Below are 26,213 nucleotides of genomic sequence, written 5' to 3'. Positions count from 1 at the left end.
ATGTTTTCTACTGCAAATGGTTATTATGGAAGTCTAAGTTCTTGGGATGTTTTTAATGTTGAATATATGTATTATATGTTTGATTATTCTTCTTTTAATGGAGATATAAGTTCTTGGGAAACAGGAAAAGTTACAACTATGAAACAGATGTTTGCTCATTCAAATTTTAATCAAGATATAAATTCTTGGGATGTTAGTAATGTAACAAATATGGATTATATGTTTGATGCTAATCCTACTTTTAATCAGGATTTAAATTCTTGGAATGTTTCAAAAGTTAATGATATGGAATCTATGTTTAGAGGTTCAGCTCATTTTAATGGAGATATTAGTAATTGGAATGTTAGTAATGTTGGAGATTTTTTTCAGATGTTTGATGGAGCACTTGATTTCAATCAAGATTTAAGTTTATGGGATGTAAGTTCTTCTTCTGCTTTAGGGTATATGTTTGATGGATGCCATAACTTCAATCAAGACTTAAGTGGTTGGAATACTAGTAATGCAGTATATATGTACTCGATGTTTAGAGATACAACTAATTTCACAAGTGATTTGAGTTCTTGGGATACTGGAAAAGTTACTACTATGTATGTTATGTTTAAAGGTGCAAATAGTTTTAATAGTGATTTGAGTTCTTGGGATACTGGGAAAGTTACAACAATGGAAGGAATGTTTTTGGGAGCAAGTAATTTTACAAGTGATTTGAGTTCTTGGAATGTTAGTTCTGTTTTAGATATGGATACTTTATTTTATGATGCAATTAGTTTTAATAGTGATTTGAGTTCTTGGGATGTAGATCAAGTAAATGAATGTAGTTCATTTAATACTTCTACTACTTCTTGGGTTTTAGCTCAACCAGATTTTTTGGGACAGGGGTCAGTTTGTACTCCTTGATTTTCCTACAAACTTTTATAAATTAATTTTTATATATTAGTATATGGTTAAAGATAATTATAATAAAAAATATTCTGCATTGATACTAGTGTTTTTTTTTGGTTTGATTATTTTGTATATGCTTAGGAATTTTTTGACACCTATTATTACAGCAGTTATTTTGAGTTTTTTAGTTTATCCAGTTTATAGTTATTTTTTGAAAAAGACTAAAGGTAAAGAAATTTTGAGTGCATCTTTAGTTATTGTTTTTGTTTTATTGGTAGTTTTTATTCCGTTATCTATAGGGGCTAGTGTTGCGCTTAATCAGATTAATAATTTAGATTTGGATCCTGAGGGTTATTCAAAATATGAACAGACAATTTTTGATTTGACAGGGACCGAGATTTCTATTTCTGAAGGAGTTAATAATTTGGGAACTTTATTTAAGAGTGAGGCTAAGACTACTTTGCCTAAGTTTGTTTCTCTTACTTCAAATTTTTTAATATCAGTTTTTGTTATGTTTTTTGTTATGTTTTATTTGATATTGGATAAGGATAAAGTTATCAAGCTTGTTTGTGATATTTTACCTTTTTCAAAAAAGAATTCACAGCATTTAATTTTAGAGAGTGGGAAGGTTACTAGGGCAGTATTAATAGGACAAGTTTTAACTGCAATTATTCAAGGATTTTTAGGAATGATTTCGTTTATTATTGCTGGAGTTTCAGGAGCATTCTTTTGGGGTTTTATAATGATGATTTTATCTGTTATACCTGTAATTGGAGCATTTTTAATTTGGGTTCCTGCAGGAATCTTTTTACTTATTGAAGGACAGATTTGGCAAGGTGTTTTTGTTTTAGTTTGGGGAGTTGTTGTTGTTTCAAATGTAGATAATATTGTTCGACCAAAACTTGTTGGCAAATTTGCAGATATTCATCCACTTGAAGTATTTTTAGGAGTTATTATTGGTCTTTCAACATTTGGTATGATTGGTATAGTTTTAGGTCCTCTAATTGTTTCTTTGTTTAAAACTTTGATTAAAGTTTATCATCAGGAGTATTTTGTAGCTTGAGCTTATTTTTTTTATCAAAACCTTTTTAAATACTTAAATTCATGTTTAAATACACAATGAGGAAGATAAAAAAATCTGCTTAACGATTTTTTTATCTTTATCATTCTTTTTAAAAATGAGAAAAGATGCAGTCACTCACTTGAGTTCGTTCGGTATCTTTTCTTATTATATATAAAAATGAGAAAAGATGTAGTTGAAAAATTAGCAGCGTTAATTACTGCGGCCTTTGGTCTGGTTGCTGCTCTTGCATGGAATGATGCAATTAAGTCTATGTTTGCAGAAGGTGGAGTTCTTTATTCTTTAGCTTCTAGTGGTCCTTGGATTTATGCAATACTTGTAACTGTTTTGGCAGTATTTGCGGCGATTTGGATTGGAAATGTTGCAGCTAATGCAACAAAATAAAAATTTCTAATTGAAATTTTTAAGTTTTATTTTAGGTTGTTACTCTTACTTGTTTAAACAAATGTTTAAAAAGTAAATCATTATTTATTTTTATGAATTTTAAGAAAGCAATATCTCTAGTTGTTGCTATAGCATTACTTTTAGTTGTAAGTGTTGTTGCAGTTGTTGGGTTTCAAAATTGGTATAGTAGTTATTCTAGTGAGATGTTTAATAATCTGGAACAAAGTGGAAGCAATGATTTTGGTGCAGTTGGAGTTGAAGCAATAATTGGTGATCAATTATATGTGAAAAATAGTAATTATGATAATTTAATAGTTTCTAAAGTTATTGTTGATGGTGAAGTTTGTTATACTAATATTAGTTTAGATTCAGGGATTTCTAATTTAAGTTTAAGTTCTTGTTTAAGTGGTGGAGTTAGTAGTTCTACTCCTGATGTTGTCATTATGATGGAAGATAAAATTGTTCGAGAAACTATATATGTTGAAGATGTTAGTTTAAGTGGAAGTGTTGTTTTAGTTTGTAATGCAACAACTCCTGAAGGTTTTCAAGAAGGAGATGGAAGTTTAGGGAATCCGTGGAAGATATGTAATTGTTCTCAGTTACAATTGATTGGACAGTCTTCTTCAGTTTTATTGGGGAATTTTTCACTTATTCAAAATATTGATTGTTCTGACACAATTAATTGGAATGCTGGATTAGGATTTGATCCTTTAGGGAATATAGGGGTACACTTTAAAGGGAGTTTAGATGGAAATTATAAATCTATAATGGATTTATTTATTGATAGATCCTTAGAAGATAATGTTGGATTATTTGGAGTAGGTGAAAATGGTTATATATTTAATCTTTATTTAAATAATGTTAATATTACTGGCAAAGATTTTGTTGGTGCTTTAATTGGGTATGATTTTGCTTCAACTATAGATTTAATAGTTGTGTCTGGAGTTGTTCAAGGTAATGATTATGTTGGTGGTTTAATTGGAGGTGTTAATTAAAATGAAAAATTTATTTAAGATTTCATGGATTTTTGTTTTTTTGTTAATTATTCAATTCAATTTGAGTTTTAGTGTTGGATTTTCCGGTAGTATGATTAATAATTCTTATTTTAAAGGAGAAGTAATTTCTACTGGAGATAGTGTTGGAGGATTAGTTGGACTTTTAAATTCTAATGGAGGATATATTGCTAATTCTTATTCTATTTCTACTATTTCAGGAAATGATAAAGTTGGAGGTTTAGTAGGGTATTTATTTGGAGATATAGAGAATTCTTATTCAATTAGTAATGTTTCTGGAGTAGGTTTAGAGTTGGGAGGATTTATTGGCAATAATTTTATGGGAGTTATTACTAATTCATATTATAATAATGTATCTGGAAATCCTAACTTAGCTGTAGGCTTAGAACAAAATGGACAAACAGTTAGTGCTAGACAAAATGAAATTTCTTATTTTTATGGAAATTCTAATGAACCTATGATTTCATGGGATCCTACTGTTTGGAGTTTTAATCTTGGCTCTTTACCAAAATTTTTTTGGGAATAATTTTTATTTTTTCTAGTAGTTACAAACTCTTTAAATAATATTAATTTTTATTTATATTATGTTTAAAAAATCTGCAGTCACTCATTCTTCGTTCGGTACAAAGAAATCAAAGATTTCTAGTACTGATAATTTTCAATTATCATGTACCATTTTTTCTAAAACCAAAAAGGGAATATCTCCAGTTGTAGCTATTTCTTTACTTTTAGTTGTTAGTGTTTTTGCTGTTGTTGGTTTTAATAATTGGTATAGTTCTTATTCTAGTAATCTTTTAGATGATGCACAAATTAAAGGTGATCTTGATTCTATGTATTCTGGAATTAATACTTTGATTGATGGAAATCTTTATTTTAATAATCCTAGTTCGGAAAATTTGAGTATTTTAAAAGTTACTGTTGGTGGAGTTGATTGTAATATTTTAGAAAATATCGAAAGTGGTTTAGGTGAAATAGATTTAAGTTCTTGTTCTGAGGATTTGAATGGAAAGTATGATGTTAAAGTTTTTACAGAGGATGAAATTTATACTAAAACTTATAATTTTGATTATGATTGCCATGGCTATTGTACTTCTTTGAGTTTTATGATTGATTTAGGCAAACTTAGTGGAGAACAAGTTAATTTTCAAATTAATTATACTACTGATGATTTTAATTTTTCAGGTATTGGTTTTACTGAAAATTATATTGGTAGAGTCATTTGGAATACTATTGATTATGGTGCTTATATAATGAAAATACTTGCAGTTGATTTGGATGAAGATGGAATTAGTGATGAAGTTCTTGTAGCAAAATCAGGACGAATGTATGCATTCAATGAAGATGGTAGTGATTTATGGGATACAGGAATCTCAGGTGGTTATATTTATGATTTCGAATTATTTGATTATGATAATGATGGATTTAAAAATGATTTAATTGTCCCAGTAGTTAATGGTGATGTTCATATATTAAATAAATCTGGAGGAATTGAGCAAATTTTGGATTTGACTTCAGATGATACTATTTTAGTTGAAAATTGTGAATTTGATGGAGATGGATTAAATGATGAATTTACTATAACTAATAATTCTCATGTTATAGGTTTAGATAATGATTTCTCTATTTTATGGACTGAGTATTATGGTGCATATGGGAAAGAAATTGAATGTAATGATATGGATAAAGATGGTTTTGATGAATTGGGTATAGCTACTTATACGGGCTCAACTAATTATTTTTTTTTGATTAATTATACTGGAGATCAAATTTTTAATACTACTTCATTAGGTAATGGTTTGTATTCTATAGCATTTGTTGATTGGAATAAAGATGGGTTTGATGATGTCGCATTCTCAGGATTTGAATATATTAGATATTATGATTATTTAGGTAATGAATTATATAGTAATGGTGCATATTCGACAGAGTCTAATTTAGATAAGGTTAATGAGATGTATAAATTTGATTATGCTAATGATGGAGTTTTTGAAATTTTAATGGGGAATACTTTGTATGGAGGTGGTCCTTCATATTTGTCGATTTATAATGGAACGGAGTTTATTGATTATGTTGAAATTACTTCGGCTGAAATTGATGCAATTAGTATTGAGATTGGAGAAAATATATATGTTGGTTTGGAAAATGGTGAGGTGCATTCATATGATAAAGAATTAAATTTTTTATGGAAATATGATTTAGGAGATGGTGATGTCGGACCGGTTAATATTTATGGTAAAGGTGATGGTTTAGATTTATCTGATATTAATGGGGATGGACAAGTGGATTTGCTTGCAGTTGAAAATCAAGGTGTTGGATATATTCTTCAAGATGTTGATTGTGAAATTCAATTTTTTGATGGAACTTATGATTTAGATTGGAATAATTCTATTAATCAGTGGCAATATAATAGAACTTTTGCTTTAAGTGGAACTTATGATTATACTGTTTTATGTGGTAAGAATAGTTATCAATCTCAAAGAAAAAAAGGTAGTGTTTTGATTAGTTGATTTGTTTTACCTTAATTTATTAAAACACACTTAACAATTTATTTCATAAATTCTTAGTTGTTTTATCTTAATTTGTTAAAACACATCATAAATGTTTCACAAGATTTTTGTTGTGAGGATTTAGGTTTGAATTCTTTTACTACTTCAAATATTTCTTTTGCTTTTTTTTTAACATTTGGTAAATCTTCGCCTTCAAATGATTTGAATAGTAGTTTTCCACCTTGTTTTAAGTGTTTTTTACAGAATTCAATTGTTATCATATTTAATTTATGGGTTCTTCCTCTGTCTACTTGTGAGTTTCCACTAAATTCTGGTGCCATGTCAGATAGGACTAAATTAAATTTTTCGCCTTCTTTTAGGTATTCTTCAATGTTATTAAAGTCATCTTCAATTATTTCTATTTTTTCAGAGAATTCTTTTTGTTTTTCGATTTCTAATAAATCGATGCCAATTATTTTTCCAGTTTTTAATGTTTCGTCGATGTATTGGAGCCATCCTCCTGGTGCAGCTCCTAAGTCGATAATTGTATGTCCTTCTTTTAGTAGTTCATATTTTTCGTTTAATTGTTTTAATTTAAAATAAGATCTTGCACGAACTTTTTTCTCTTTTGCTTGTTTGAAATATTGTTCTTTATTTCTTTTTTTTATGTATTCTGGAATAGTCATATATTTAAGTAAGAAGAAGTATAATATAAAACTGATGGAAATTTTTTAAAATTTAGAGTAAAAATTAGTTTAATTGTTTTGATTAAATAATTTTTTCACTAAATGGTAGAGGTCTTTTAGCATTGTAATGTTTAAGATTATTATTATTAAGTATATTAACATTAGAATATTTCCTGCAATATAAAATGTTCCATTGATGTATTCAATTATTCTTACTATTATGTTCATTATAAATAATATCGTTATTGTTAATAATGAGATTCTTAGTAGATTTTTTTTTGTTCTTGAATATGTTGTAATATAGGATAAATTTGCAAATAATTGTGCAAGGAATAATACAAATATTAGAACTATAGGTTGCCAAATTGTTTTAAAGTATTCTTTTGAATATTCAAAAGCATTTAGTCCAACACTTGTGTAGATGTATGCTACATTTAATGTTGCGATAAATATTACTAAATTGTATATGATTAATTTTGAGATTTTCATTTTTATATTTCGTTGTTATTGAATAGCCAGTTAGCAAATGAGTTACTTTTTTTTTTGTTTTTGATAGTTATTTGTTTTTTTATTGGAAAGTTTAATTTTTCGGCATTTGCATCCAATTTATGGTAAAATTCCATTTTTTCTAATTCTTTTTGAATTTTTAAAATCTTTTTTTGTGTTTTTAGATTGTATTCTTCAATTGATATTTTTTCTATCTCATCCAAATTTTCTCTTATGCCTTTTATGTTATGCAATATGATTTTTTGGTTTAATTTGTTTTGCATATTATTTTGTTATTTTTATAATTTATAAATTTTTGTTTTTTGTTATTTTGGAGTGATGATTAATATTTTAAGTAAATTTTATAAAGAGTTTGTTGGTTATAATTATATAAATAATTTTTTATTGTTAACTTACAGGAGAAATTCTTTAAATGAATTTCGAGTGTAGTCAGACTTTGCTTGTTAGCACCTTATTTAGTTAGAGTGCAAATTGTGGGTTTGTTAAAAATTATATTGTCGACTTAGCTCAGTTGGTTAGAGTGCCAGACTCATAATCTGGAGGTCCCGAGTTCAAGTCTCGGAGTCGACACTTTTCTTGGGACTTTGGTCCCGATACGACATATTCTTCTTATTAAAATAATTTGTGGATAATTCAATTAGTTTTAATTAGTTTCAATTTTTGGAGTCGACACTTTTTTTTCGTATTTTTTGTTAATTTTTATGTTTTTTAGTGGTTAAATATTTAGTTGACACTTTTAGTGAATTGAGTTCTTTTTGCACTTATAACTCAAAAACTAGTTTTTCTTCTTTCAAGTGACAATTTTTGACTACTGTCAATAGTAACATTTATAAATATAGATTTATTTGATAATGTAGATTAAATATTTAAAATGGGAGACCAACAATATGAGAACGATTATTTGGAGAGGAAGAAGAGACTTAGAGTTCTTCACCAAAAGTTGAAAGATACTAAAGAAGTTCAAGAAATTTATCATAAAATTATGGGGTCTAGTCAAGGTGAAATGGACTCAGATACTGAGGATCCTAAATCTAAGTAATTTTATTTTTACTTGTTAGTTACATATAAATATTATATAGTTTTTTTAGAAATGTTTTGTTATGAAAAGTATATTAAAAGTATTTTTAATGTTAATTTTTTTTTTGATGAGTGTTACTTTCGTATATTCTGCAGATTTGACTTGTTGTTTTGATGGTGATATTTTTAGAGTTTCTTCTTTGGGTTGTGGAGAAGGAGAATTTGATGTTGGACAAACTTTACAAGTAGGAAATAATTTGTGTGATTTTAGTTCTATGAGGCAAGTTTGTGAATATAATTTGGATAATCAAATTTATTGTAATTTTTTAGGATATGAGATATATGATTTTGATTGGTATCCTACTTTTATTCAGGATGAAACTGGTTTGAATGTTGATGATTATTGTAATTTGATTCCTTATGTTGATACTTGTGTTGGGGATTTGAATCCTTCTGGTGCTATTGGCTCTGATCCTGATAACACGAATAATCCTACCGGTAGCACTATTGGTGATCCTTTAGATATTGCAATTCCTACTGATACAGAACTTTTAGAAATTTTAGATGTAGAACTTAGGAAGTTTTGTTCAGATACTGGAGGTCCTTTTGGTTTTTTCTCGAATGAACAAAGTTGTAACGGATTAGTTGATCAAAATGGCGAATTTCCTTGTTTGTATAATCCATATTTAGCTGGCGAAGTTTCAATTTCTGCTGTTGAAGCTACTCCAGGTCTTGGATATATGGAAGAGGGGTGTGTGCCTAAGACTTCAATTAATAGGTGTTACGATTATAAAACTGAAATTAATTGTAATGAAAATATTATTTTCGGTAGTGATTTTAGTACTAATGATTTAGCTTTACAAAATTGTGTTTGGGTTCCAACTAATGATTTTTTAGATTCTAATACTTATTTTGAGGTTGATTCAGGTATTTGTATTTCTGATGCAATTGATGAAATGAAGAATTATGATTTGAGTAAGTTTGTTGATAGAAATAATTTGCTTATTAATCCTAGTTTTGAAATTAATGGAGATACTAGTTGGTCTGTTTTGAGTAGAATTGATGGTAGGGAAGATTCTTTTAATGGATATTCATATGCTAGAGTTGATCCTGGAGTTACTTTGGGACAGGGAATTGAAAATTTAGGTGAGAGAATATCTTATGAGACTCTTTTGTACATTATGACAAATGAAGATTTTGCTCAAGGAGATGAACTTAGAGTTTTAATTACTGAAATTGATAGTGATGGAAGTCTTCTTCCTAGTGAATTTATTGTTGATTTGTCTTCTTTTAATGGTTCGAATGGAATTTTTAAGAAATATGTTATTTTTCCTAATCATGTTGTAAATGAAGGAACAGTTGGCATTAATTTTGAGATTTCTTCGGATGTTTTAGTTTATATTGATGCGGTTTATTTTGGTGTTGATGATGTTAAGTTTACGACAGGTAATAATGGTTTATTTGAGCCACTTGAGATTATCCCTTCTGAGGCATCTTCTTGTGGAGTTTGTTTTGATGAAAAAAATTTTAATTTTTGTACTCAAGAAAAGTCTGATTTATTAGGTGATTGTTCTTATATGGTTGATAGTTTGTCACAAATTTATGAGTCTGATTTAGAAGATGATAATTATTTGGGGTCTGAGATTGATGGTGGAAATCCATATCTTAATAATTTTTCTTCACAGTCTTTAGCTAATTCTTTAGTTTTTTGTGAACTTTATGTTACTCAAGATACTTGTGAGGATCCGAATAGTTTTTTGAATTATGTTGTTGATTATTATCATTTTGAATCTGGTGCTAATTTGTGTAAATGGAATGATATTTATGGTTGTTTCAAAGATTCAGATAATTCTAATGGACCTGATACCATTTTGAATGGAGAAATTTATCATAGAGTTCCTGGTATTACTTATGATAATTATGGTGTAGATTTTTTCCCATTTTATAATAGGAGTAGATATGCTTCTTTACCTTCCGATTTTGAATTTGCTTGTGATTATTTATCTCCAGAATTTTATGTTTCATTTGAAGCACAAGATGAAGATTTAAATAAAATTTATGTTACTGATAGCTTTCCTGAGAATGTTTTAGGGAATGTTATTTTTGATGTTTTTTCTTATGATTTAAGTCTTGAGTCTTGTAGTCCATTTGATGTTTCTAAAAAAATTTATATTGATTATGAGGTTGTGAATTCTGTTTCTAATAGTTCATTTAGATTTGTTCAAGGTAGTGTTTTTAATCAAAGAGATTTAATTCAAAATTTTTTTGTTGATATTCATGGTAATACTATTTTAGAGGAAGGAGTTAATAGTTTTAGAATTTATGCTAGAGACCAGTCAGGAAATGTTGGAAAGATTAGAAATTTTGATTTTGATGTTGATTTGTATGGTCCTCAAGTTGTTTTAAATGATATTTCTAATGGTGGTGTTTATGGTCCTTATAGTTCGGATTCACAACTTAGTTTTACAATATTTGATACTAAATCGGGAGTTGTAAATTGTTCTTATGATTTGGATGCTAATGGTGATATTCCTCTTGATTTTTATAATTCTTCGGGGGATTTTTTAGATTTTGCAAGTCCTAATGATTATTCAGGTTCAAGCTTTATGTTTGATTTGCCTATTTATAATAGTTCTCTTAGTGGAGATTATTATGCATTGACTATTAGTTGTGAAGATGTTTTTAGACAAACTGCAAGTGAGACTTATATTGTTAGTGTTGATTATGATACTTCATTTGTTTTGATTTCTCCTCAAGATCTTTATGGTTTGGATGAGCCTTATTTAGTTAGTAGTGGTTTTATTAATTCAGGAGATAATTTTTGGGCAGTTTCTGCAGATACAGGAATTTCTAGTTGTTCATTTGATTTTACTGGAACTGATGGTAGTGGTTCTTTGAATTCGGAAGTAATTATTGGACCTTTTGATATGTTCAGTTATAATTTTGATTCTTATATTAATATTTCGGGAAGTTTTGATTTTGCAAGTGATGGTATTAAAGATTTTACAGCTTTTTGTTTGGATGTTAATGGTAATAGATATGAGGAGAATTTGAGGTATTATTATGATACTGCATTTCCAGTTTTAGATGATTTCAATTTAATTGATGTTTCTTCAAGTAATAATAGTGTGGCATTAGTTGGTTCAGATTATTATACTAGAAGAACTGATAGGTCTGAACTTACTTTACATAATGTCTTGAATTTGAGTGTTGATGGTACACTTTCATGGATGTCTGAGAATTCAGAGGATTATAATATTAGTAGTTGGAATGGTTCTACTTTTAAGACTATAAGTAATGCTGATTATTTTCCTTATTTGAAAAATGATTCAAAAATTGGACAAATTTATATTGATGATTATGTTGATTTGTATAATTATAATCTTGAGACTTCGGAAGATAATTTGTATGAGAGGAGATATAATGTTGAATTTGCAGATAAAGCTGGAAATATTGGTAGTTCACAGCTCAGTTATTATTTTGATGATTCTATGCCTGATTTTGTTTTTAGTGGAGATATTTTCAAGAATGGAGATTTGTATACTGGTGAGACTGATCCATTATTTGGTGTGAGTTTTAATACTCCTGATTATAGAACTTGGAATTGTGATGTTGAAGTTTTGCATGAGGGTTTAACTTATATCGGTAATTATGATGGTGTTAATTCTATGAGTTTTAGAATTAGTGATGTTATTGGAGCTTCTTTTGAGTTTAATGCAGATTCTTCCTTAGATATTGGATTTAGTTGTGTAGATATTTATGGTGTTGAGTTAAATAATGTTTATACTTTGAAATTTGATAATACTCCTCCAATTTTAGATAGGATTTATCTTGATAATGGTAATAATATTTATTTGGCTAATGCTGGAAATAATGTTGTTTATAATGCGGTTATAGATAAACTTGTTTTTGATTTTGAAGATACTGGCGAAGAAGGTTATGAGTGTTTTTATGGATTTGAAGAACTTGATTCTCATTCTATATGTTCTGATGATGTGTATGAATATAGTGATTCGGTTGGCTCTGAGAGTTTGACTTTCAAGACTGGTGATTTGGATATTTTAGATGAGACTCAAGAGAGTATGTGTTATAGGGATAGAATTGCTTTGACTCCTGTTTTGGAGAGTTTTAGAGATAGAGAGAAAACACTTTACTCAAAGATTAATGTTCAAGCAGAATGTTTTGATAGAGTTAATTTATCTACTGGAGTTTATAGTTTTGAAGTTAATGTTAATTATGTTGCTGGAAATAGATTTGTAGATTTTGATGTTGAGTATAATCTTGATAGTGCTAAATTTGTTGCAAGGTCTATGACTCCTTTTGATAGTGTTGTTGTATCTTTTGATGATAATGGTCAAGATGTTTTGACTTATATGGTTGCAACAGGTGAAGAAGATGGATTATTCATTTATTCTACTGATGGTGATATTTCGGGAATTGATGAAGGTTTTAGTCCACTTAATATTTTTGCAGTTGGTTTTGGTAGTGATGGGAGTATTTGGGATAGAATTACTACTGATCTTGTGATTGATAGGACTCCTCCTGTTATTGATTTTAGTTTTCCTGATGCTAATTCTAATGGTGAGGTTTTCTTTAAAGATTTTCAGATTATTTTTGATGTTTATGATGAGGGTGGAAGTTCACTTTTTGAAGTTGAATTATTTTTGGATGGAGATTTGATTTATTCGGGTAATAACATTTCAGAGTATGATTCATCTAATTTGTATGAACCTGATTTTACTAAGAATCATTATTCAATTGATAGGTCTAATTATTTTGGTAGTGTTATCTTTGCAAATGGGACTATTAATGGAGTTTATGAGTTTGAGGTTGTTGCAAAGGATGGTTTTGGTAATGAAGTTAATGTTACTAAGACTATTTTAGTTAAGGATGGAGTTGGTATTAGATTAATTGATTCTGATTCTGCTTTGGTTGATTTTGATAGATTTTCATGGATTACTAAATTTAATGCACCTGTTTTGAATTTTGAGACTTCAAAGTCAGTTATTAGTTGTAATATTAAACCTTTATATGATGATGTATGGATTAAATTTTATTCAGAAGATGAGCAGCGTTTGAGTATGACTCAATCAGGTATAGAGATTTCAGACTTTAGTTACGATTTATCTACATTTAATGAGGGTTCTTATGATTTGAGTCAAGGTGACCAAAAAGATTTTGATATATTAATTCAATGTAATAATGGGACTCAAGTTTTCAATTTTACTAGGACTTTAAGTTTGATTAACACATTGCCTGATTATGTTTTGAGTTCGAGTGAAGGTTTTTTGATTAATAATGAACCTTATGAGACTAATTTAGAGGTTTTAAGTGTTGGGCCATACAAATACATTACTTGTGCATATTCTGTTGATGGATCTCCTTTTATTGATTTTAATGGAGGAATCTCTTATAGATTTGTTGAGAGTTTGAGTTTTGCGAATTTTGCACAAGGAACTTATAATATTGATTTGAAATGTGCTGATAAATTGGGAACTGAAGGTCCTTTGAAGAGTTATAATTTTATTGTTAATCAAGATGTTGCTACAACTTTTGAGGATATTAAGTTGACTAATGGCGCTCTTGATTATGAATTGGTTGATAATACTTTTTATGTTGATACTTTAGATGGATTTGGGTTAGAGTTTAAAGCAAATAAGAATGATTTGGCTTGTAGTTATTATGTTGAAAAATATATAGGTAATCCGATTACTAGTTTATTTACTTATTTTATTAACTTGTTTGTGGATAATACTGAGGATTTGAGTTCTAGTTCTAATCCTTTTGTTTATTTGGTTAGTTCAGGAATTAGTTTTAGTGAAGGTGGTAATAATCAATTAATTATTACTTGCGGTGCTGATAATTTCGAGTATAATGTTTTGTATGTTGAAGAGAGTAGTTTTGATTTTGATTTGGTTAAGGTTAATTAATTTTTCAATTTTTTTCAAAAGCTTTAAAAACCAATTCTAATTTTAATTTAATATAGGTTGTGTATATCTATGTATTATATTTATCAATAACAGTCCTGTAGTGTAGTGGACTATCATCGTAGACTTTGGATCTATGGACCCCGGTTCGAATCCGGGCAGGACTACTTTTTTTTTGAATTCTTAAAGAAACATACTTTCATTTATTCTTTTGTTTAACAAAAACCTACAGTCACTCAATTCTTTTGCTGAGTACTTTATTTAAGATAAAGTTTTTAAAGCACTATTAATTATTTTATACTGTATAAATATGTTCCCTGGGAGTAAATCCTATAGGATATGTTTGTTTGTACAAAATCAAAAATCCTCAAAATTGTTGATTTTTGGTCATGGTTTGACAAATTCATGTTAATTAAATTTGTGAACCCATAAACAATAATATACCTGAAAATGGCTAGAACACACGCAAGAGTAAAAGGAAAATCTGGTTCAACAAGACCAGTGATTGCAGATTTATCTTTTGTTACAGTTAAAAAAGCTGATGTTGAAAAATTAGTTTTAGAACTTGCAAAAGAAGATGTTAAACCAAGTATGATTGGTTTAGTTCTAAGAGATTCTCATGGAATTCCAAGCATTAAAAAAATGACTGGAAAATCTGTTGGAAAGATTTTAGAAGATAATAAAATTAGTGTTACAACTATTCCTGAAGATTTAAGTGCTTTAGTTGTTAGAGCTAAAGGATTAAAAAAACATTTAGAGATGAATACTAGAGATACTCATAATAAGAGAAGCCTTCAATTAATTGAAGCTAAAATTAGAAGATTATCTAAGTATTACAAAATTAAAGGTAAGGTCCCTTCAAATTGGAGAATGAATTAAAATGGTGCAGTCAAAAATAAGTTTTTTCGGTACAATTTTAAAATTTAGTGAGGTAAATTATTAAAATGGCTAAGGTAGTAGTTAAGAAAAGCGTTAAAAAAGTTAAGAGAAAATTTCCTGTAGAAATTAAAGCGCCTGAGTCTTTTAATTCCAAAATTTTAGGAAAAACTAGTACTACAGATTTAACAACTTTTGTTGGAAAATCAATTAAGATGAATTTAATGTATGTTACTGGAAATATTAAAAACCAAAATGTTAGATTAGTTTTTAAAGTAAATGAAGTTCATGCAGGAGTTGCTAAGACTGATGTTATTAGTTATAGTCAAATTCCTTATTATTTGAATAGATTTGTTAAAAAAGGTTCAGATTTAGTTGAAGATTCTTTTGTATGTGAATCAAAGGATGGTAAAGAAGTACTTATTAAACCTTTTATAATTACAAAGATGAATACAAGTTCAATGATTTTGACTTCAATTAGAGAAAAAGTTAAAGAAGTAGTCTTAGCTGATGTTAAGTCTAAGACTGCAGAAGAATTTTTAACTTCGGTTGTTTATTCAAAAGTTCAAACTGCGTTTAGAAATGAGGTTAAGAAAATTTTCCCTGTTAAGGCATTTGAGTTTAAAAAAGTAGTTATTCAATAAAGATGAAGATTTTAGAAAAAGTTGAGGAAAAGGATACTTTAAGAGTTCTTGTGGATTCTAATGAAGAATCTTTATTTTTTTTATTAAAAGCTTATCTTGAAGCTGAGTCAGATGTAGACATTGTCGGTGTTTATAAAGAGCATTATTTAATTAATAAAACTGAGATTTTAATTAAAGTTAAGAAAGGTAATGCTTTGGAAGTTTTCAATAAGTCTTTAGCAAAAGCAAAGAAAGATTTGTTATCAAAAAAGGTGAAATAAAATGAGTGCAGTCAATAATCAAAGATTCTCAAGAAATGTTTACATTTCTAAGCCTTTGTCAACAAGTTCGACAAAGTTTCGGGACACATTTGATTTTTTGATTATAATCTCTGAGGTAAAAATAAAATGAGTGTAATAGGATTTAGTTTTTCAAAATTTGATTGTGTTAAGCTTACAGGAAAAGCTTCTGGAAGTATTGAAATTAAACACAATATCAGTATTAAAAGTGTAGAAAAGACTACTCTAAATGTTGGCGCAAATAAAAATGATGTTTTAAAGATTGTTTTTGCATTTGATGTTAACTATGGTAAAGAGTTAGGAAAAATTAGTGTTGAAGGTGATGTTGTTTACGCTGACACTAAAGAAATTGTTGATGAGACTTTGAAGTCTTGGGAAGCAGATAAGAAGTTAAATACTACTGTTAGTGAAGTTGTATTTAAGTTTATATATAGTAAAGCAACAGTAAAGGTTTTAGATCTTGCAGATTCATTGAATTTGCCTTCTCCAATTCCTCTTCCAAAAATTAATTTTGGGAATAAATAATTAAATTTATTTATGTTATTTTCAATAATTTTTAAGATAAATTTTATTGTTGAATTTCATTCAATAAAAAGCTTTATAAAGGGGTATAAATTTCAATTTATATTAAGTAACCCAAGCATAGCTCAATGGTAGAGTGGTCGGCTGTAAAATCTTTTTGACTGGTTCTTTTAGAACTAGGATGATACTAAAGACAGTCGCGATTTGCCAAACAATGCAGAAACCGACAGGTTCCCGGTTCAAGTCCGGGTGCTTGGACTTAAAATAGCGTTATTGCCCGAGTGGTGTAGTCCGGCCCATCATTTCACCCTGTCGAGGTGAAGACCCGGGTTCAAATCCCGGCTCGGGCGCTATTAAAGACAGAAAGCCTAAATGGATTAATTTCATTTGGGCTTTTTGCAATTTATCACGAGCTGTTAGCTCAGTCTGGTAGAGCACTAGACTTTTAATCTAGGTGTCGCGGGTTCGAATCCCGTACGGCTCGTTACTTCCTTTAGTGGTTTTAAGCAAGGTTATTTTTAAAATGGAAGAAAATATTAGTTTTTTGGTACCAAAACATAGGAAATTATCCCCACAGGAGATAACTTTACTATTAGAGAAACATCAGTTAGTTGGTGTTGTTAAATTACCTAAAATAAAGGTAAAAGATCCTGCAATTAGTTCTATGGATGTAGTAATCGGTGATGTTATAGAGATTACACGAGAAAGTTTTGCTGGAGTGAGTAAGTATTTTAGAGTAGTTATTGAATAATAAATTGAACATTACAGTTAGTGCAAAACAAATCAGTTTGAAGAACTGTCGAGGAAAATCAAAAGAATGGAATATAAAGAGTTGTTAAAGTCTTATTTTAAGGACAATAGTATAGTTGAGAGTCAGATTAGGTCATATAATTATTTTATAGAAAAAAGACTTAAGGAGATCATTATGAAATTTGATAGGTCAAATATCCCTGAATATTTGCTTGAAGTTTATGATGAGGTTAATTTAAAGATTGAAGATGCTAGATTGGGTAGTCCAGTACATATTGAAGTTGATGGTTCGATTACGCATCTTACTCCTGCAGTTGCAAGGCTTAGAGGTTTAACTTATTCTGCACCGCTTTATCTTACAGTGAGTACCTTAATTGGTTCACAAAAAGATGAGTTTGAAGTTCAGATTGCAAAGATGCCTATTATGCTTAAGTCTGATAAATGTGTCCTTAATGGAAAATCTCAAGATGAATTGATTGGTTTAGGGGAAGATCCTTTTGAACCTGGTGGATATTTTATTATTTCTGGAACTGAGAAAGTTGTAGTTCTAATTGAAGATTTAGCGTTGAATAAATTCTTTATTGATGATATTGAAGCTATTGAACCTTTAGGAAGAATGTTCTCTGAGAGAGGAGTATATAAGAGTCTTCAAGAAATTAAAAGATTAAAAGACGGAAGTTATATTTACACTTTTGGTAATTTTAAAAACATACCTATTTTTTTATTAATTAAAGCCTTAGGAATCACTAAAGATAAAGATATTGTTGAGTTGACAGAAGTTACAGATTCGGATGTTATTTTCCAAATGTCTGGATATTCTACAATTACAACTAATGAAGAAGCGATTGAATTTTTGAGTAAAAAGTTTAATTTAGTTGGTAGTAGTAAAGAGAAGGGAGATAGAGTTTCTTTTTATTTAGAAAATTTTGTTTTACCTCATGTTGGAACTAGTATTGATGATAGAGAAACTAAAGCTAAACTTATTTGTAAATTGTTTAAGAAATATTATAAAATTACAAATAAACAAGCTAGTTTAGATGACAAAGATCATTTTGCAAATAAAAAAGTAAAGTTGGTTGGTCAATTATTTGAGCAATTATTTGTTGGAAATTTTAATGATTTGATTGTTGATATTTTAACAAATTTTCAAAGAATGATTAAGAGAGGAAGGTTTTCATCTATGAAGATTATTATTAGGGAGCAATTATTAACACAAAAAATTAATAGTGCTCTTGCTATTGGTACTTGGTCTGATGGAAGAAGAGGAGTTGCACAATATTTGAAGAGAGAAAATTTCTTTGATATGTTGTCACATTTAACTAGAGTAGTTTCACCTCTTTCAACTTCACAAGAAAACTTTAATGCTAGAGAGTTACATCCTACTCATTATGGTAAATTGTGTCCAGTGGAGACTCCTGAAGGTCATAGTATTGGTTTAAGGAAGAACTTGTCACTTCTTGCAACAACAACTTATGAAAGTATTGATACTGAAGTAATTGTTGAAAAATTAAAAAGTTTGGGGATGAATAAATAAAATGGTACAGTCAAAAATTGTAGAAATAAATGGTATTAATTTTTTCGGTACCATTTTAAAATTAAGAGAGGTAAATTGTTAAAATGGCTGGAGATATTTTTTTTAATGATGTGTTTGCTGGGACTTGTTCAAATCCTAAAGAGTTTGTTGAGAACTTTAAAAAAGCAAGAAGAGCAGGAGAGATTGATAAAATTTGTAATGCTCATTTTGATGAGGAGTTAGGTTTTGTTTATATTGATAGTACGCCTGGTAGAATTAGAAGACCATTAATTATTGTTGTGGATGGAGTTTCTAAATTTACTAAAGAGTTAAATGATGAAGTTAAGTCTGGAAAGATTTCATTTGAAGATTTGGTTGATATGGGTGTTATTGAATATATTGATACTTTGGAAGAAGAAGGAGCATATTTTGCTTTTAGTGATTCTGAACTTACTTTAGAACATACTCATTTAGAGATTACGCCTATTACAATGTTTGGTATTAATACTGCACAAGTTCCTTTTTTAGATTTTGATGAGCCTTCAAGGCTTATGAGAGGACAGAAAACTATTAAGCAAGCTGTTGGAACTTATGCTTTAAATTATTTGAAAAGAGTTGAGACTGATAGAAATCTTTTGATTAATCCTCAAAAACCTTTAGTCGAAACTTTTATTTATGAGTTGTTAGGACTTAATCATCATCCTGCTGGTCAGAATACGACTGTAGCAATTATGAGTTTTGAAGGTTATAACATGGAGGATGGACTTATTTTGAATAAATCTTCTATTGAGAGAGGTCTTCAAAGATCTTTTTACTATAAAAAATATTCGTCTTCTGAGATTAAATATCCTGGTGGACTTCAAGATAGAATTGCTATTCCTTCAAAAGATGTTAAAGGATATAGTGCTGAGATTGATTATAGATATTTAGAAGATGATGGTATTATTTACTTAGGTCAAGCAATTAAAAGTGATGACATTTTAATTGGAAAAATTTCACCTCCAAGATTTATTGAAGAAATTGAAGGATTTGGTCAAATGATTAATTTGAATGTTGATTCTTCTTTAAGTTTGAAAGAGGAAGAGTTTGGAGTTGTTTCTTCGATTCATATTATTGAGAATGTTGCAGGAGATAAAGAAGTAAATGTTTTACTTAGAACTCAAAGAGGTCCTATTGTTGGAGATAAATTTGCTTCAAGGCATGGTCAGAAAGGAGTTATTGGTGCACTTATCCCTCAAGCAGATATGCCTTTTTCAGAAAATGGTATTGTTCCTGATTTAATTTTCTCTCCACATTCAATTCCTGGAAGGAAGACTGTATCTCATGTTATGGAAGTTTTAGCTGGTAAAGTTGCCGCTCTTAGAGGAGAGGTTGTTGATGGTAATGCTTTTGACGGTGAAAAAGAAGAGGATTTGAGAAAACAATTGAAAGAGTTTGGATTTGAGTCTTCAGGTACTGAAGTTATGTATCATCCAAAGACTGGAAAAAGAATGGAAGCTCAAATTTATGTTGGTTCCCTTTATTATTTAAGGCTTAAACATCAAGTTGAAAATAAAATTCAAGCTAGAGGTACTGGTCCAGTTCAATTACTTACTCGGCAACCTGCTGAAGGTAGAATTAGAGGTGGAGGTTTGAAACTTGGAGAGATGGAGAAGGATGCTTTGATTTCCCATGGAGCAGCTCTTTTATTAAAAGAGAGGTTCTCTTCAGATCAAACTACAGCTTTAGTTTGTAAAGGTTGTGGTTTCTTGGCAGATCCTTACATGTTTAATTACAGGAGTAAATGTCCAGTTTGTAACACATCTAAGTTTGATGAAGTAGAGTTAGCATATGCTTTCAAGTTATTTATTAATGAGTTGAAGTCTATGGGTATTAATCCATCATTTGGAACACAGGATAGGTTTTTTGAGTAAAATGGCATATAGAAATAAAAATATTACAAAAAGAATTAGTAGTGTGAAATATTCAATTTTTTCACCTAAAGATATTTTAAAGCAAAGTGTTGTAAAAGTTATAACTCCTGAAATTTATGATAAATATGGTTTCCCTGTAGAAGGTGGACTTATGGATATCAGAATGGGTGTTATTGAGCCAGGTTTGAGATGTAAAACTTGTGGTAACAATTATAAAGATTGTGAAGGACATTTTGGTCATTTAGAGCTTGCAAGACCTATTTTAAATGTTTTATTTATTGATCCTATTTTAAGGACTCTTCAATCTACTTGTAGAGAATGTTTTAGAGTTTTATATCCTGAAGAAAAAATTGCTGATGCTAAACAATATTTAGATGATGCTAGAGGCAGTATGTCTTCAGAAAAGTTTGCAAAATTTTATACTAAATTTATGGCAAATTTGAATAAGGTTAAAACTTGTCCACATTGTGAAGCAAAGCAAGAAGGTGTTAAATTAGATAAATCAAGTGTTTTTGTTTTCTCTGAAGGTGAAAAGAAAAGATTACTTACAACTGAGATTAGATTTAGATTTGAAAATATTTTAGATTCTGATTTACCTTTATTGAATTTAGTTGGACTTAGGCCTGAATGGTTACTTTTAACTGCTCTTTCAATTCCTCCTGTTTCAATGAGGTCAACAATTACTCTTCAATCCGGTCAAAGGTCTGAGGATGATTTGACTCATAAGTTAACTGATATTATTAGAACTAATCAAAGATTACATGAGCATTTATTAGTAGGTGTTCCTGAAGCAATTATTGAGGATGTTTGGGATTTATTACAGTACCATATTTCAACATATATGGATAATACTATTACTGGTCTACCTCCTGCAAGACATAGAAATGGAGATTCATTAAAATCTATTGCTGAGAGAATTAAAGGTAAGAAAGGTCTTATCAGAAATAATCTTATTGGTAAAAGAGTAAATTATTCAGCGAGAACTGTTATTTCGCCTGATCCAAAATTAAATTTGAATGAAGTAGGTGTTCCTGTTGAAATTGCAAGAAAATTGACTGTTCCTGAGAGTGTTACTGCTGAGAATATTGATTTTTTAAAGAGTCTTGTTGCAAATGGACCTTTAGTTTATCCAGGTGCTAGTTATTTGAGAACAAATACAGGTTCAAAGAAGAAAATCTCAACTGATATTGTAGAATTATTATTAGATGAAATTGAACCAGGTTACATTATTGAGAGACATTTACTTGATGGGGATAGTGTTATTTTTAATAGACAACCTTCATTACATAAATTATCTATGATGGGTCTTGTTGTTAAAGTATTACCTATTAAGACATTTGCTATTAATCCAGGTATTTGTAAACCGTTTAATGCAGACTTTGATGGAGATGAGATGAATTTACATGCAGCTCAAACTTTGGAAGCTAGACAAGAAGTTGAAAGAATTATGGATGTAAAACATCAATTAATTTCACCTGCTTCAGGTGATGCTGTTATTGGTTGTATTCAAGATTCTATTACTGGTCTTTATGTTATGACTAAAGATACTGAGTATTCTAGAGAAGATGCTTTAGAGTTATTATTTTCAATAGGATTTAGAGAAATTAATAGAATTAAGTTTGGAAAGAAAGTTACAGGAAGGGAAGTTTTTTCAGTGATTTTGCCTGAAGGAGTTAATTTTATTGGAGAGAGTAAGAGTGGACAAGTTATTATTAAAAATAGTAAATTAGTTGAAGGAGTAATTGACAAAAAAACTATTGGAGATGGTGGTGGTACACTTCTAAGACATTTACATAAAAATTATGGACCTGATGAAGTTTTGAGGACTGTTAGGTATATGTTTAATTTAGGTATTCAAGTTCTTGCTAAGAAAGGATTTACTATTAGTATGGGTGATTTTGATGTTCCAAAGAAACTTGATGATGATATTGAAAGAATTAATAATGAAGTTTATGCTAAAATTGATGGATTAATTGAAGAGTTTAAGACAGATAAATTGGAAAGAATTACTGGTATGACTTTGAAACAAACTTTAGAGATTAAAATTTTACAACTTTTGAATTCTATTAGGGATGATGCTATGAAGATTGTAAAAGAAGATTTGGATAAAAATACTGGTACAATGCTTATGGCAGATTCAGGAGCGATGGGTAAGGTTATGAGTATCGTTCAAATGCACACAGGTTTAGGACAACAAGCTTTAAGAGGTCAAAGAATTTCTAGGGGATATAAGGAGAGAACTTTATCTTGTTTTAAGAAAGGAGATATTGGACCTGAAGCTAGAGGATATATTAAGAGTGCTTTAAGAAAAGGTTTGAAACCTTATGAAGTATTTATAGGTAATATCACTGGAAGGGATGGTTTAATGGATACTGCTTTAAGAACTCCTAAAACTGGTTATCTTTATAGAAGAATGGCAACAGCAATGCTCGATTTGATTGTTAGTACTGATTTAAGTGTTAGAAATGAAGATGGTGTTGTAGTTCAATTTAAGTATGGAGATGATGGTATTGATGTAGCAAAGACTGTTAGTGGTGCTTTTGATGTTAAAGGGATAATTGAAAATACTCTTGGAGGTAAGAAATAAAATGGTGGATAAATTATTTGATAAGTTTGAAAAGGAGAATCCAGGATTCCCTAAATATGTTTTAGAGGAAGCAAAGAAATATTTACCTAATAAAGTTAGTGATAAGGATGTTAGTAAAGTTTTGAATAATATTAAGAATGAGTATGAGGAATCACTTGTGACTCCTTATGAAGCAATAGGTATTATTGCTGCTCAATCTGTTGGAGCTGAAGCTACACAAATGACACTTAATACTTTTCATTTTGCAGGTGTTGCTTCACATGGTGTTGAGGGTTTACCTAGACTTATTGAGATTTTAGATGGTAAAAAGAATTTATCTGCTCCTTTAATGAAACTTTATTTGAAGAAAGGTTTAGATGAAGTTAAATTAAAACTTGTTGCTGATAAAATTAAAGAGACAAGATTAATTGATTTTGCTAATAATGTTGATATTGATTTGGAAGGGAAAGTTGTTAAAGTAGATTTAGATGTTTCAAAATTTAAAAAATTAAAAGTAGAACTTGATTCTATTGTTTCTTATCTCGATAAAAAAATTAAAAAGTCAGCAGAAATTGTTGGAAAACAATTAATTATTAGTGGTACTTCTTCTTCTTCACTTAAAGATATGATGGCAATTAAAGAGCTTGCTCTTAATTCAGTTGTTTATGGTATTAAAGGAATTAAGGATGTTTCATTAATTAAAGAAGATGATGAGTATGTAATTATTACTCGTGGTATTGCTTTAGGTCAAGTTCAAAATTTTGATGAGATTGATAAGTCTAGAATTTACAGTAATGATTTTTTTGGAGTTTTAGAGAATTATGGTGTTGAAGCTGCAAGACAAGTTATTATTACTGAGATTCAAGATGTTGTTAAATCTCAAGGTTTATCAATTAATGATAGACATGTTTTACTTATTGCAGATGCTATGACTTATACTGGTGATGTTAAAGGAATGACTAGGTATGGTATTGTTTCAGATAAACAAAATGTTTTAACTAGGGCTTCTTTTGAGACTCCACTTAAACATTTAGCTAAAGGTGCTCTTCAAAATGAAGAGAACAAGTTAAACACTATTACTGAAAATGTAATGACTAATCAAATGGTTAGAGTTGGAACTGGTATTCCTAGAATTTCCGTTAAGGAAAATAAATAATTTTTTATTTACTTCTTTTTTTTAAACGATAATTATATATATTAATTTTTATATTTTTTATTATGAAAAAAATTATTTTAATTTTAGTTGTTAGTTTGTTTGTTTTAAGTGGGTGTAGTAATTCTACTCAAGAAGTTATAGTAAATAATGATTTAATTCCTACATCTGGATTATTTTTGAAAATTTTAGAAACTAATGATGATGGTTTAGAGTATTTGGAAAAACATAATGATACTAAAGTAGTTGATTTTAAGAAGATTAAGCCAATAGAATTTGAAGAATTAAAGAATCAAACACAATACAAGGAGTTGTATTTAGATTTACCTCAAAAGGATTTGTACTATGTTGAGTTTTCAAGTTCTGGAAGTACTTTATCTCTTATTACAATAATTGATTTAGAGAAAGAAGAAGTAATTAAAATTTTCGGTGTTTTGATTATGGGTATGGGATAATTTTAGAATTTAAAAATGGTAGGAATTAAGTATGTTGATTTGAAAGTTGGGTATGATTGTAATAATTCTTGTATTCATTGTGTTATTTCTGATCAAAGAGATAGGGCAAGAGAACTTCGAGGGAATGAGAATCGTGGTACTCAAGAATTTTTTGATGAGCTTTTGAAGAGTAAAGAGAATGGTTGCACTGCAGTTACAATTACTGGTGGGGACCCAACAGTTAGAAAAGATTTTCATGAGATTGTTAAGTTTTCAAAAGAAGAGGGTTTTAGAGTTTTACTTCAAAGTAATGGGAGAGCTTTTTCTTCGAAAAAATATTTAGAGAAAGCATTTGATTATATTGATTATTATATGATTGCACTTCATGGTTCTAGTGCTGAAATTCATGATAAAATTACGAGAGCTCCAAATGGTTTTGTTCAAACTATTGATGGTATTAAAAATATTCTTGAAGTTGGAGGAGAGATAGGAATTAAAGTAGTTATTTCTAATATTAATAAAGATGATTTGTTGAATCTTTTGAAGTTTGTTGATTCGCTTGGAGTTAAATATTGTAATATTGCATTTCCTCATGCAAATGGAGATGCGCTTAAATATTTTGATGAAATTGTCCCATATTACAAAAATATTGATTTAGAGATTCAAAGTTGCATTAAATTTGCAAAGGAGAGTGGTTTAAAGCTTGAATTTGAGCAGATTTTACCTTGCTCTTTAAGTTTAGATTATGATTTGAAATTCTTTTCAGATATGAAGATTCATACTAATTTTGGTGAGATTAAACAACTTGATGAGACTCCTGGTGATTGGAATTCTTTGAGGGCTGGTTCTAAGAGAAAAGGGAAAATTTGTATGTCTTGCGTTTATAATAAATTTTGCGAAGGATATTGGAAAGAATATGTTGAGCTTAGAGGTTTTAGTGAGTTTAGAGCTATTCGAAAATTTGATGATGAATTTAAAAGAATTTTTTTGGCAAAACTTAAATCTTGGAAGGATTAAAAGATGAGAAAATTTAATCATTTAATTATGAGTTTTGGACTTAGTTTGTGGATTTTATATTTTGGTTTCGAATATGATTTATTTTTTGTTTTGTTTGGTAGTTTTTTTGTAGGTTTTTTTTCATTTTTACCTGATTTAGATATTAAATTTATTAAAAAATTAGACAAATTTAATAAGGAAAATTTCTATTTTTTTTCGGTTTTCATTTTACCTTTGAAATACATTTTCAGACATAGAGGAATTACTCATAGTATTTGGATTCCATTTATTTTGATTTATTTTGGAGAATTTATTTTTATAAACTTTTTTTTAGTTTTAATTTTTAGAATTTTTTATTTGAGTTTTTTTTTACATATTTTTGAAGATATGTTTACGGTTTCTGGTGTTGAACTTTTTTATCCTTTTACTTTTAGATTTAGATTTTTTAAATTTTCGACAAATTCTCATTTTGATTTTTGGTTTTTTAATTTAATTTCATTTTTACTTACTTTGTCATTTTTTGTGTCTTTTTTAGCGTTTTTTTGATTTTATAAGAATAAAATTTATAAAGGAATTAGTTGGTTTTTA

24 protein-coding genes and 5 tRNA genes are annotated in these 26,213 nt (G+C 28.9%); 26 read left to right on the top strand and 3 right to left on the bottom strand.

From position 1 onward, the window contains the following. The 6 genes from PF569_07150 to PF569_07125 all read left to right on the top strand — a co-directional run bounded on the left by PF569_07150 (position 1) and on the right by PF569_07125 (position 5,864). Positions 1-894 carry a BspA family leucine-rich repeat surface protein gene (locus PF569_07150; protein ID MDA3856012.1) on the top strand — a complete coding sequence of 298 codons (894 nt, stop codon included), beginning with the start codon at positions 1-3 and terminating at the stop codon, positions 892-894. Positions 895-937: 43 nt separating this feature from the next. Next, positions 938-1,942 (top strand): AI-2E family transporter, encoded by a 1,005-nt coding sequence (locus tag PF569_07145; protein MDA3856011.1) that lies wholly within the window; start codon positions 938-940, stop codon positions 1,940-1,942. 177 nt (positions 1,943-2,119) lie between these two features. Beyond that, positions 2,120-2,344: a DUF5654 family protein gene (locus tag PF569_07140; GenBank protein MDA3856010.1), complete on the top strand. Its 225-nt coding sequence runs from the start codon at positions 2,120-2,122 to the stop codon at positions 2,342-2,344. Between the two features lie 92 nt (positions 2,345-2,436). Further along, entirely contained in the window at positions 2,437-3,339 is a 903-nt protein-coding gene (locus PF569_07135) for a hypothetical protein (GenBank protein MDA3856009.1), read from the top strand. A 1-nt stretch (position 3,340) separates the two neighbouring features. Beyond that, positions 3,341-3,883 (top strand): hypothetical protein, encoded by a 543-nt coding sequence (locus PF569_07130; GenBank protein MDA3856008.1) that lies wholly within the window; start codon positions 3,341-3,343, stop codon positions 3,881-3,883. 58 nt (positions 3,884-3,941) lie between these two features. Further along, positions 3,942-5,864: a hypothetical protein gene (locus PF569_07125; GenBank protein MDA3856007.1), complete on the top strand. Its 1,923-nt coding sequence runs from the start codon at positions 3,942-3,944 to the stop codon at positions 5,862-5,864. A gap of 62 nt (positions 5,865-5,926) precedes the next feature. On the opposite strand, the gene PF569_07120 is transcribed toward PF569_07125, so the two are convergent. From PF569_07120 to PF569_07110, 3 genes are all read right to left on the bottom strand, one after another. Next, positions 5,927-6,529: an RlmE family RNA methyltransferase gene (locus PF569_07120; protein MDA3856006.1), complete on the bottom strand. Its 603-nt coding sequence runs from the start codon at positions 6,527-6,529 to the stop codon at positions 5,927-5,929. A 69-nt stretch (positions 6,530-6,598) separates the two neighbouring features. Next, positions 6,599-7,018, bottom strand: a complete 420-nt coding sequence (locus PF569_07115; protein MDA3856005.1) for a hypothetical protein — start codon at positions 7,016-7,018, stop codon at positions 6,599-6,601. A 2-nt stretch (positions 7,019-7,020) separates the two neighbouring features. After that, a complete protein-coding gene (locus PF569_07110) occupies positions 7,021-7,299 on the bottom strand; it encodes a hypothetical protein (GenBank protein ID MDA3856004.1) in 279 nt (92 codons plus the stop codon). 233 nt (positions 7,300-7,532) lie between these two features. Here PF569_07110 and PF569_07105 point away from each other — a divergent pair. The 20 genes from PF569_07105 (at position 7,533) to PF569_07010 (ending at position 26,171) form a co-directional block, all read left to right on the top strand. After that, positions 7,533-7,606, top strand: a tRNA-Met gene (locus PF569_07105). A 301-nt stretch (positions 7,607-7,907) separates the two neighbouring features. Next, complete coding sequence (locus PF569_07100; protein ID MDA3856003.1) at positions 7,908-8,075, top strand: hypothetical protein; 168 nt, start codon at positions 7,908-7,910, stop codon at positions 8,073-8,075. 61 nt (positions 8,076-8,136) lie between these two features. Beyond that, a complete protein-coding gene (locus tag PF569_07095; protein ID MDA3856002.1) occupies positions 8,137-13,983 on the top strand; it encodes a hypothetical protein in 5,847 nt (1,948 codons plus the stop codon). Positions 13,984-14,074: 91 nt separating this feature from the next. Next, positions 14,075-14,147: transfer RNA gene (locus PF569_07090), tRNA-Gln, on the top strand. Positions 14,148-14,430: 283 nt separating this feature from the next. Continuing rightward, positions 14,431-14,859 carry a 30S ribosomal protein S15 gene (locus PF569_07085; protein MDA3856001.1) on the top strand — a complete coding sequence of 143 codons (429 nt, stop codon included), beginning with the start codon at positions 14,431-14,433 and terminating at the stop codon, positions 14,857-14,859. Between the two features lie 65 nt (positions 14,860-14,924). Then, entirely contained in the window at positions 14,925-15,500 is a 576-nt protein-coding gene (locus PF569_07080; GenBank protein MDA3856000.1) for a hypothetical protein, read from the top strand. A gap of 2 nt (positions 15,501-15,502) precedes the next feature. Continuing rightward, a complete protein-coding gene (locus tag PF569_07075; GenBank protein MDA3855999.1) occupies positions 15,503-15,760 on the top strand; it encodes a hypothetical protein in 258 nt (85 codons plus the stop codon). Between the two features lies 1 nt (position 15,761). After that, positions 15,762-15,890, top strand: a complete 129-nt coding sequence (locus PF569_07070) for a hypothetical protein (protein MDA3855998.1) — start codon at positions 15,762-15,764, stop codon at positions 15,888-15,890. Next, positions 15,887-16,303 (top strand): hypothetical protein, encoded by a 417-nt coding sequence (locus PF569_07065; protein MDA3855997.1) that lies wholly within the window; start codon positions 15,887-15,889, stop codon positions 16,301-16,303. Before PF569_07070 ends, PF569_07065 begins: the two co-directional genes overlap by 4 nt. 111 nt (positions 16,304-16,414) lie before the next feature. Next, positions 16,415-16,558 (top strand) — tRNA-Tyr (locus PF569_07060). A 17-nt stretch (positions 16,559-16,575) separates the two neighbouring features. Continuing rightward, a tRNA-Asp gene (locus PF569_07055) sits at positions 16,576-16,650 on the top strand. 60 nt (positions 16,651-16,710) lie between these two features. Continuing rightward, a tRNA-Lys gene (locus PF569_07050) sits at positions 16,711-16,784 on the top strand. A 39-nt stretch (positions 16,785-16,823) separates the two neighbouring features. After that, on the top strand, positions 16,824-17,051 hold the full coding sequence (locus tag PF569_07045) for a DNA-directed RNA polymerase subunit H (GenBank protein MDA3855996.1): 228 nt from the start codon (positions 16,824-16,826) through the stop codon (positions 17,049-17,051). Between the two features lie 66 nt (positions 17,052-17,117). Then, a complete protein-coding gene (locus tag PF569_07040) occupies positions 17,118-18,584 on the top strand; it encodes a DNA-directed RNA polymerase subunit B'' (GenBank protein MDA3855995.1) in 1,467 nt (488 codons plus the stop codon). A gap of 83 nt (positions 18,585-18,667) precedes the next feature. Next, a complete protein-coding gene (locus PF569_07035) occupies positions 18,668-20,476 on the top strand; it encodes a DNA-directed RNA polymerase subunit B (GenBank protein MDA3855994.1) in 1,809 nt (602 codons plus the stop codon). Position 20,477: 1 nt separating this feature from the next. Continuing rightward, entirely contained in the window at positions 20,478-23,063 is a 2,586-nt protein-coding gene (locus tag PF569_07030) for a DNA-directed RNA polymerase subunit A' (protein MDA3855993.1), read from the top strand. A gap of 1 nt (position 23,064) precedes the next feature. Then, positions 23,065-24,198, top strand: coding sequence for a hypothetical protein (locus PF569_07025; GenBank protein ID MDA3855992.1), 1,134 nt, complete (start codon positions 23,065-23,067; stop codon positions 24,196-24,198). A gap of 62 nt (positions 24,199-24,260) precedes the next feature. Then, positions 24,261-24,650 (top strand): hypothetical protein, encoded by a 390-nt coding sequence (locus PF569_07020; GenBank protein MDA3855991.1) that lies wholly within the window; start codon positions 24,261-24,263, stop codon positions 24,648-24,650. 15 nt (positions 24,651-24,665) lie between these two features. After that, positions 24,666-25,646, top strand: coding sequence for a radical SAM protein (locus PF569_07015; GenBank protein ID MDA3855990.1), 981 nt, complete (start codon positions 24,666-24,668; stop codon positions 25,644-25,646). A gap of 3 nt (positions 25,647-25,649) precedes the next feature. Then, complete coding sequence (locus PF569_07010; protein ID MDA3855989.1) at positions 25,650-26,171, top strand: DUF2227 family putative metal-binding protein; 522 nt, start codon at positions 25,650-25,652, stop codon at positions 26,169-26,171. Positions 26,172-26,213 lie beyond the last annotated feature (42 nt).

This window comes from Candidatus Woesearchaeota archaeon, assembly GCA_027858315.1.
GTDB lineage: Archaea > Nanobdellota > Nanobdellia > Woesearchaeales > UBA583 > UBA583.
The sequence above is the reverse complement of the archived record's forward strand: the minus strand, read 5'-3'. Positions and strand labels throughout refer to the sequence as shown.

Bases quoted from the DNA above. Each gene is read 5' to 3' on its own strand.
- PF569_07150 (MDA3856012.1), top strand. From the start codon at position 1: ATGTTTTCTACTGCAAATGGTTATTATGGAAGTCTAAGTTCTTGGGAT.
- PF569_07145 (MDA3856011.1), top strand. From the start codon at position 938: ATGGTTAAAGATAATTATAATAAAAAATATTCTGCATTGATACTAGTG.
- PF569_07140 (MDA3856010.1), top strand. From the start codon at position 2,120: ATGAGAAAAGATGTAGTTGAAAAATTAGCAGCGTTAATTACTGCGGCC.
- PF569_07135 (MDA3856009.1), top strand. From the start codon at position 2,437: ATGAATTTTAAGAAAGCAATATCTCTAGTTGTTGCTATAGCATTACTT.
- PF569_07130 (MDA3856008.1), top strand. From the start codon at position 3,341: ATGAAAAATTTATTTAAGATTTCATGGATTTTTGTTTTTTTGTTAATT.
- PF569_07125 (MDA3856007.1), top strand. From the start codon at position 3,942: ATGTTTAAAAAATCTGCAGTCACTCATTCTTCGTTCGGTACAAAGAAA.
- PF569_07120 (MDA3856006.1), bottom strand. From the start codon at position 6,529: ATGACTATTCCAGAATACATAAAAAAAAGAAATAAAGAACAATATTTC.
- PF569_07115 (MDA3856005.1), bottom strand. From the start codon at position 7,018: ATGAAAATCTCAAAATTAATCATATACAATTTAGTAATATTTATCGCA.
- PF569_07110 (MDA3856004.1), bottom strand. From the start codon at position 7,299: ATGCAAAACAAATTAAACCAAAAAATCATATTGCATAACATAAAAGGC.
- PF569_07100 (MDA3856003.1), top strand. From the start codon at position 7,908: ATGGGAGACCAACAATATGAGAACGATTATTTGGAGAGGAAGAAGAGA.
- PF569_07095 (MDA3856002.1), top strand. From the start codon at position 8,137: ATGAAAAGTATATTAAAAGTATTTTTAATGTTAATTTTTTTTTTGATG.
- PF569_07085 (MDA3856001.1), top strand. From the start codon at position 14,431: ATGGCTAGAACACACGCAAGAGTAAAAGGAAAATCTGGTTCAACAAGA.
- PF569_07080 (MDA3856000.1), top strand. From the start codon at position 14,925: ATGGCTAAGGTAGTAGTTAAGAAAAGCGTTAAAAAAGTTAAGAGAAAA.
- PF569_07075 (MDA3855999.1), top strand. From the start codon at position 15,503: ATGAAGATTTTAGAAAAAGTTGAGGAAAAGGATACTTTAAGAGTTCTT.
- PF569_07070 (MDA3855998.1), top strand. From the start codon at position 15,762: ATGAGTGCAGTCAATAATCAAAGATTCTCAAGAAATGTTTACATTTCT.
- PF569_07065 (MDA3855997.1), top strand. From the start codon at position 15,887: ATGAGTGTAATAGGATTTAGTTTTTCAAAATTTGATTGTGTTAAGCTT.
- PF569_07045 (MDA3855996.1), top strand. From the start codon at position 16,824: ATGGAAGAAAATATTAGTTTTTTGGTACCAAAACATAGGAAATTATCC.
- PF569_07040 (MDA3855995.1), top strand. From the start codon at position 17,118: ATGGAATATAAAGAGTTGTTAAAGTCTTATTTTAAGGACAATAGTATA.
- PF569_07035 (MDA3855994.1), top strand. From the start codon at position 18,668: ATGGCTGGAGATATTTTTTTTAATGATGTGTTTGCTGGGACTTGTTCA.
- PF569_07030 (MDA3855993.1), top strand. From the start codon at position 20,478: ATGGCATATAGAAATAAAAATATTACAAAAAGAATTAGTAGTGTGAAA.
- PF569_07025 (MDA3855992.1), top strand. From the start codon at position 23,065: ATGGTGGATAAATTATTTGATAAGTTTGAAAAGGAGAATCCAGGATTC.
- PF569_07020 (MDA3855991.1), top strand. From the start codon at position 24,261: ATGAAAAAAATTATTTTAATTTTAGTTGTTAGTTTGTTTGTTTTAAGT.
- PF569_07015 (MDA3855990.1), top strand. From the start codon at position 24,666: ATGGTAGGAATTAAGTATGTTGATTTGAAAGTTGGGTATGATTGTAAT.
- PF569_07010 (MDA3855989.1), top strand. From the start codon at position 25,650: ATGAGAAAATTTAATCATTTAATTATGAGTTTTGGACTTAGTTTGTGG.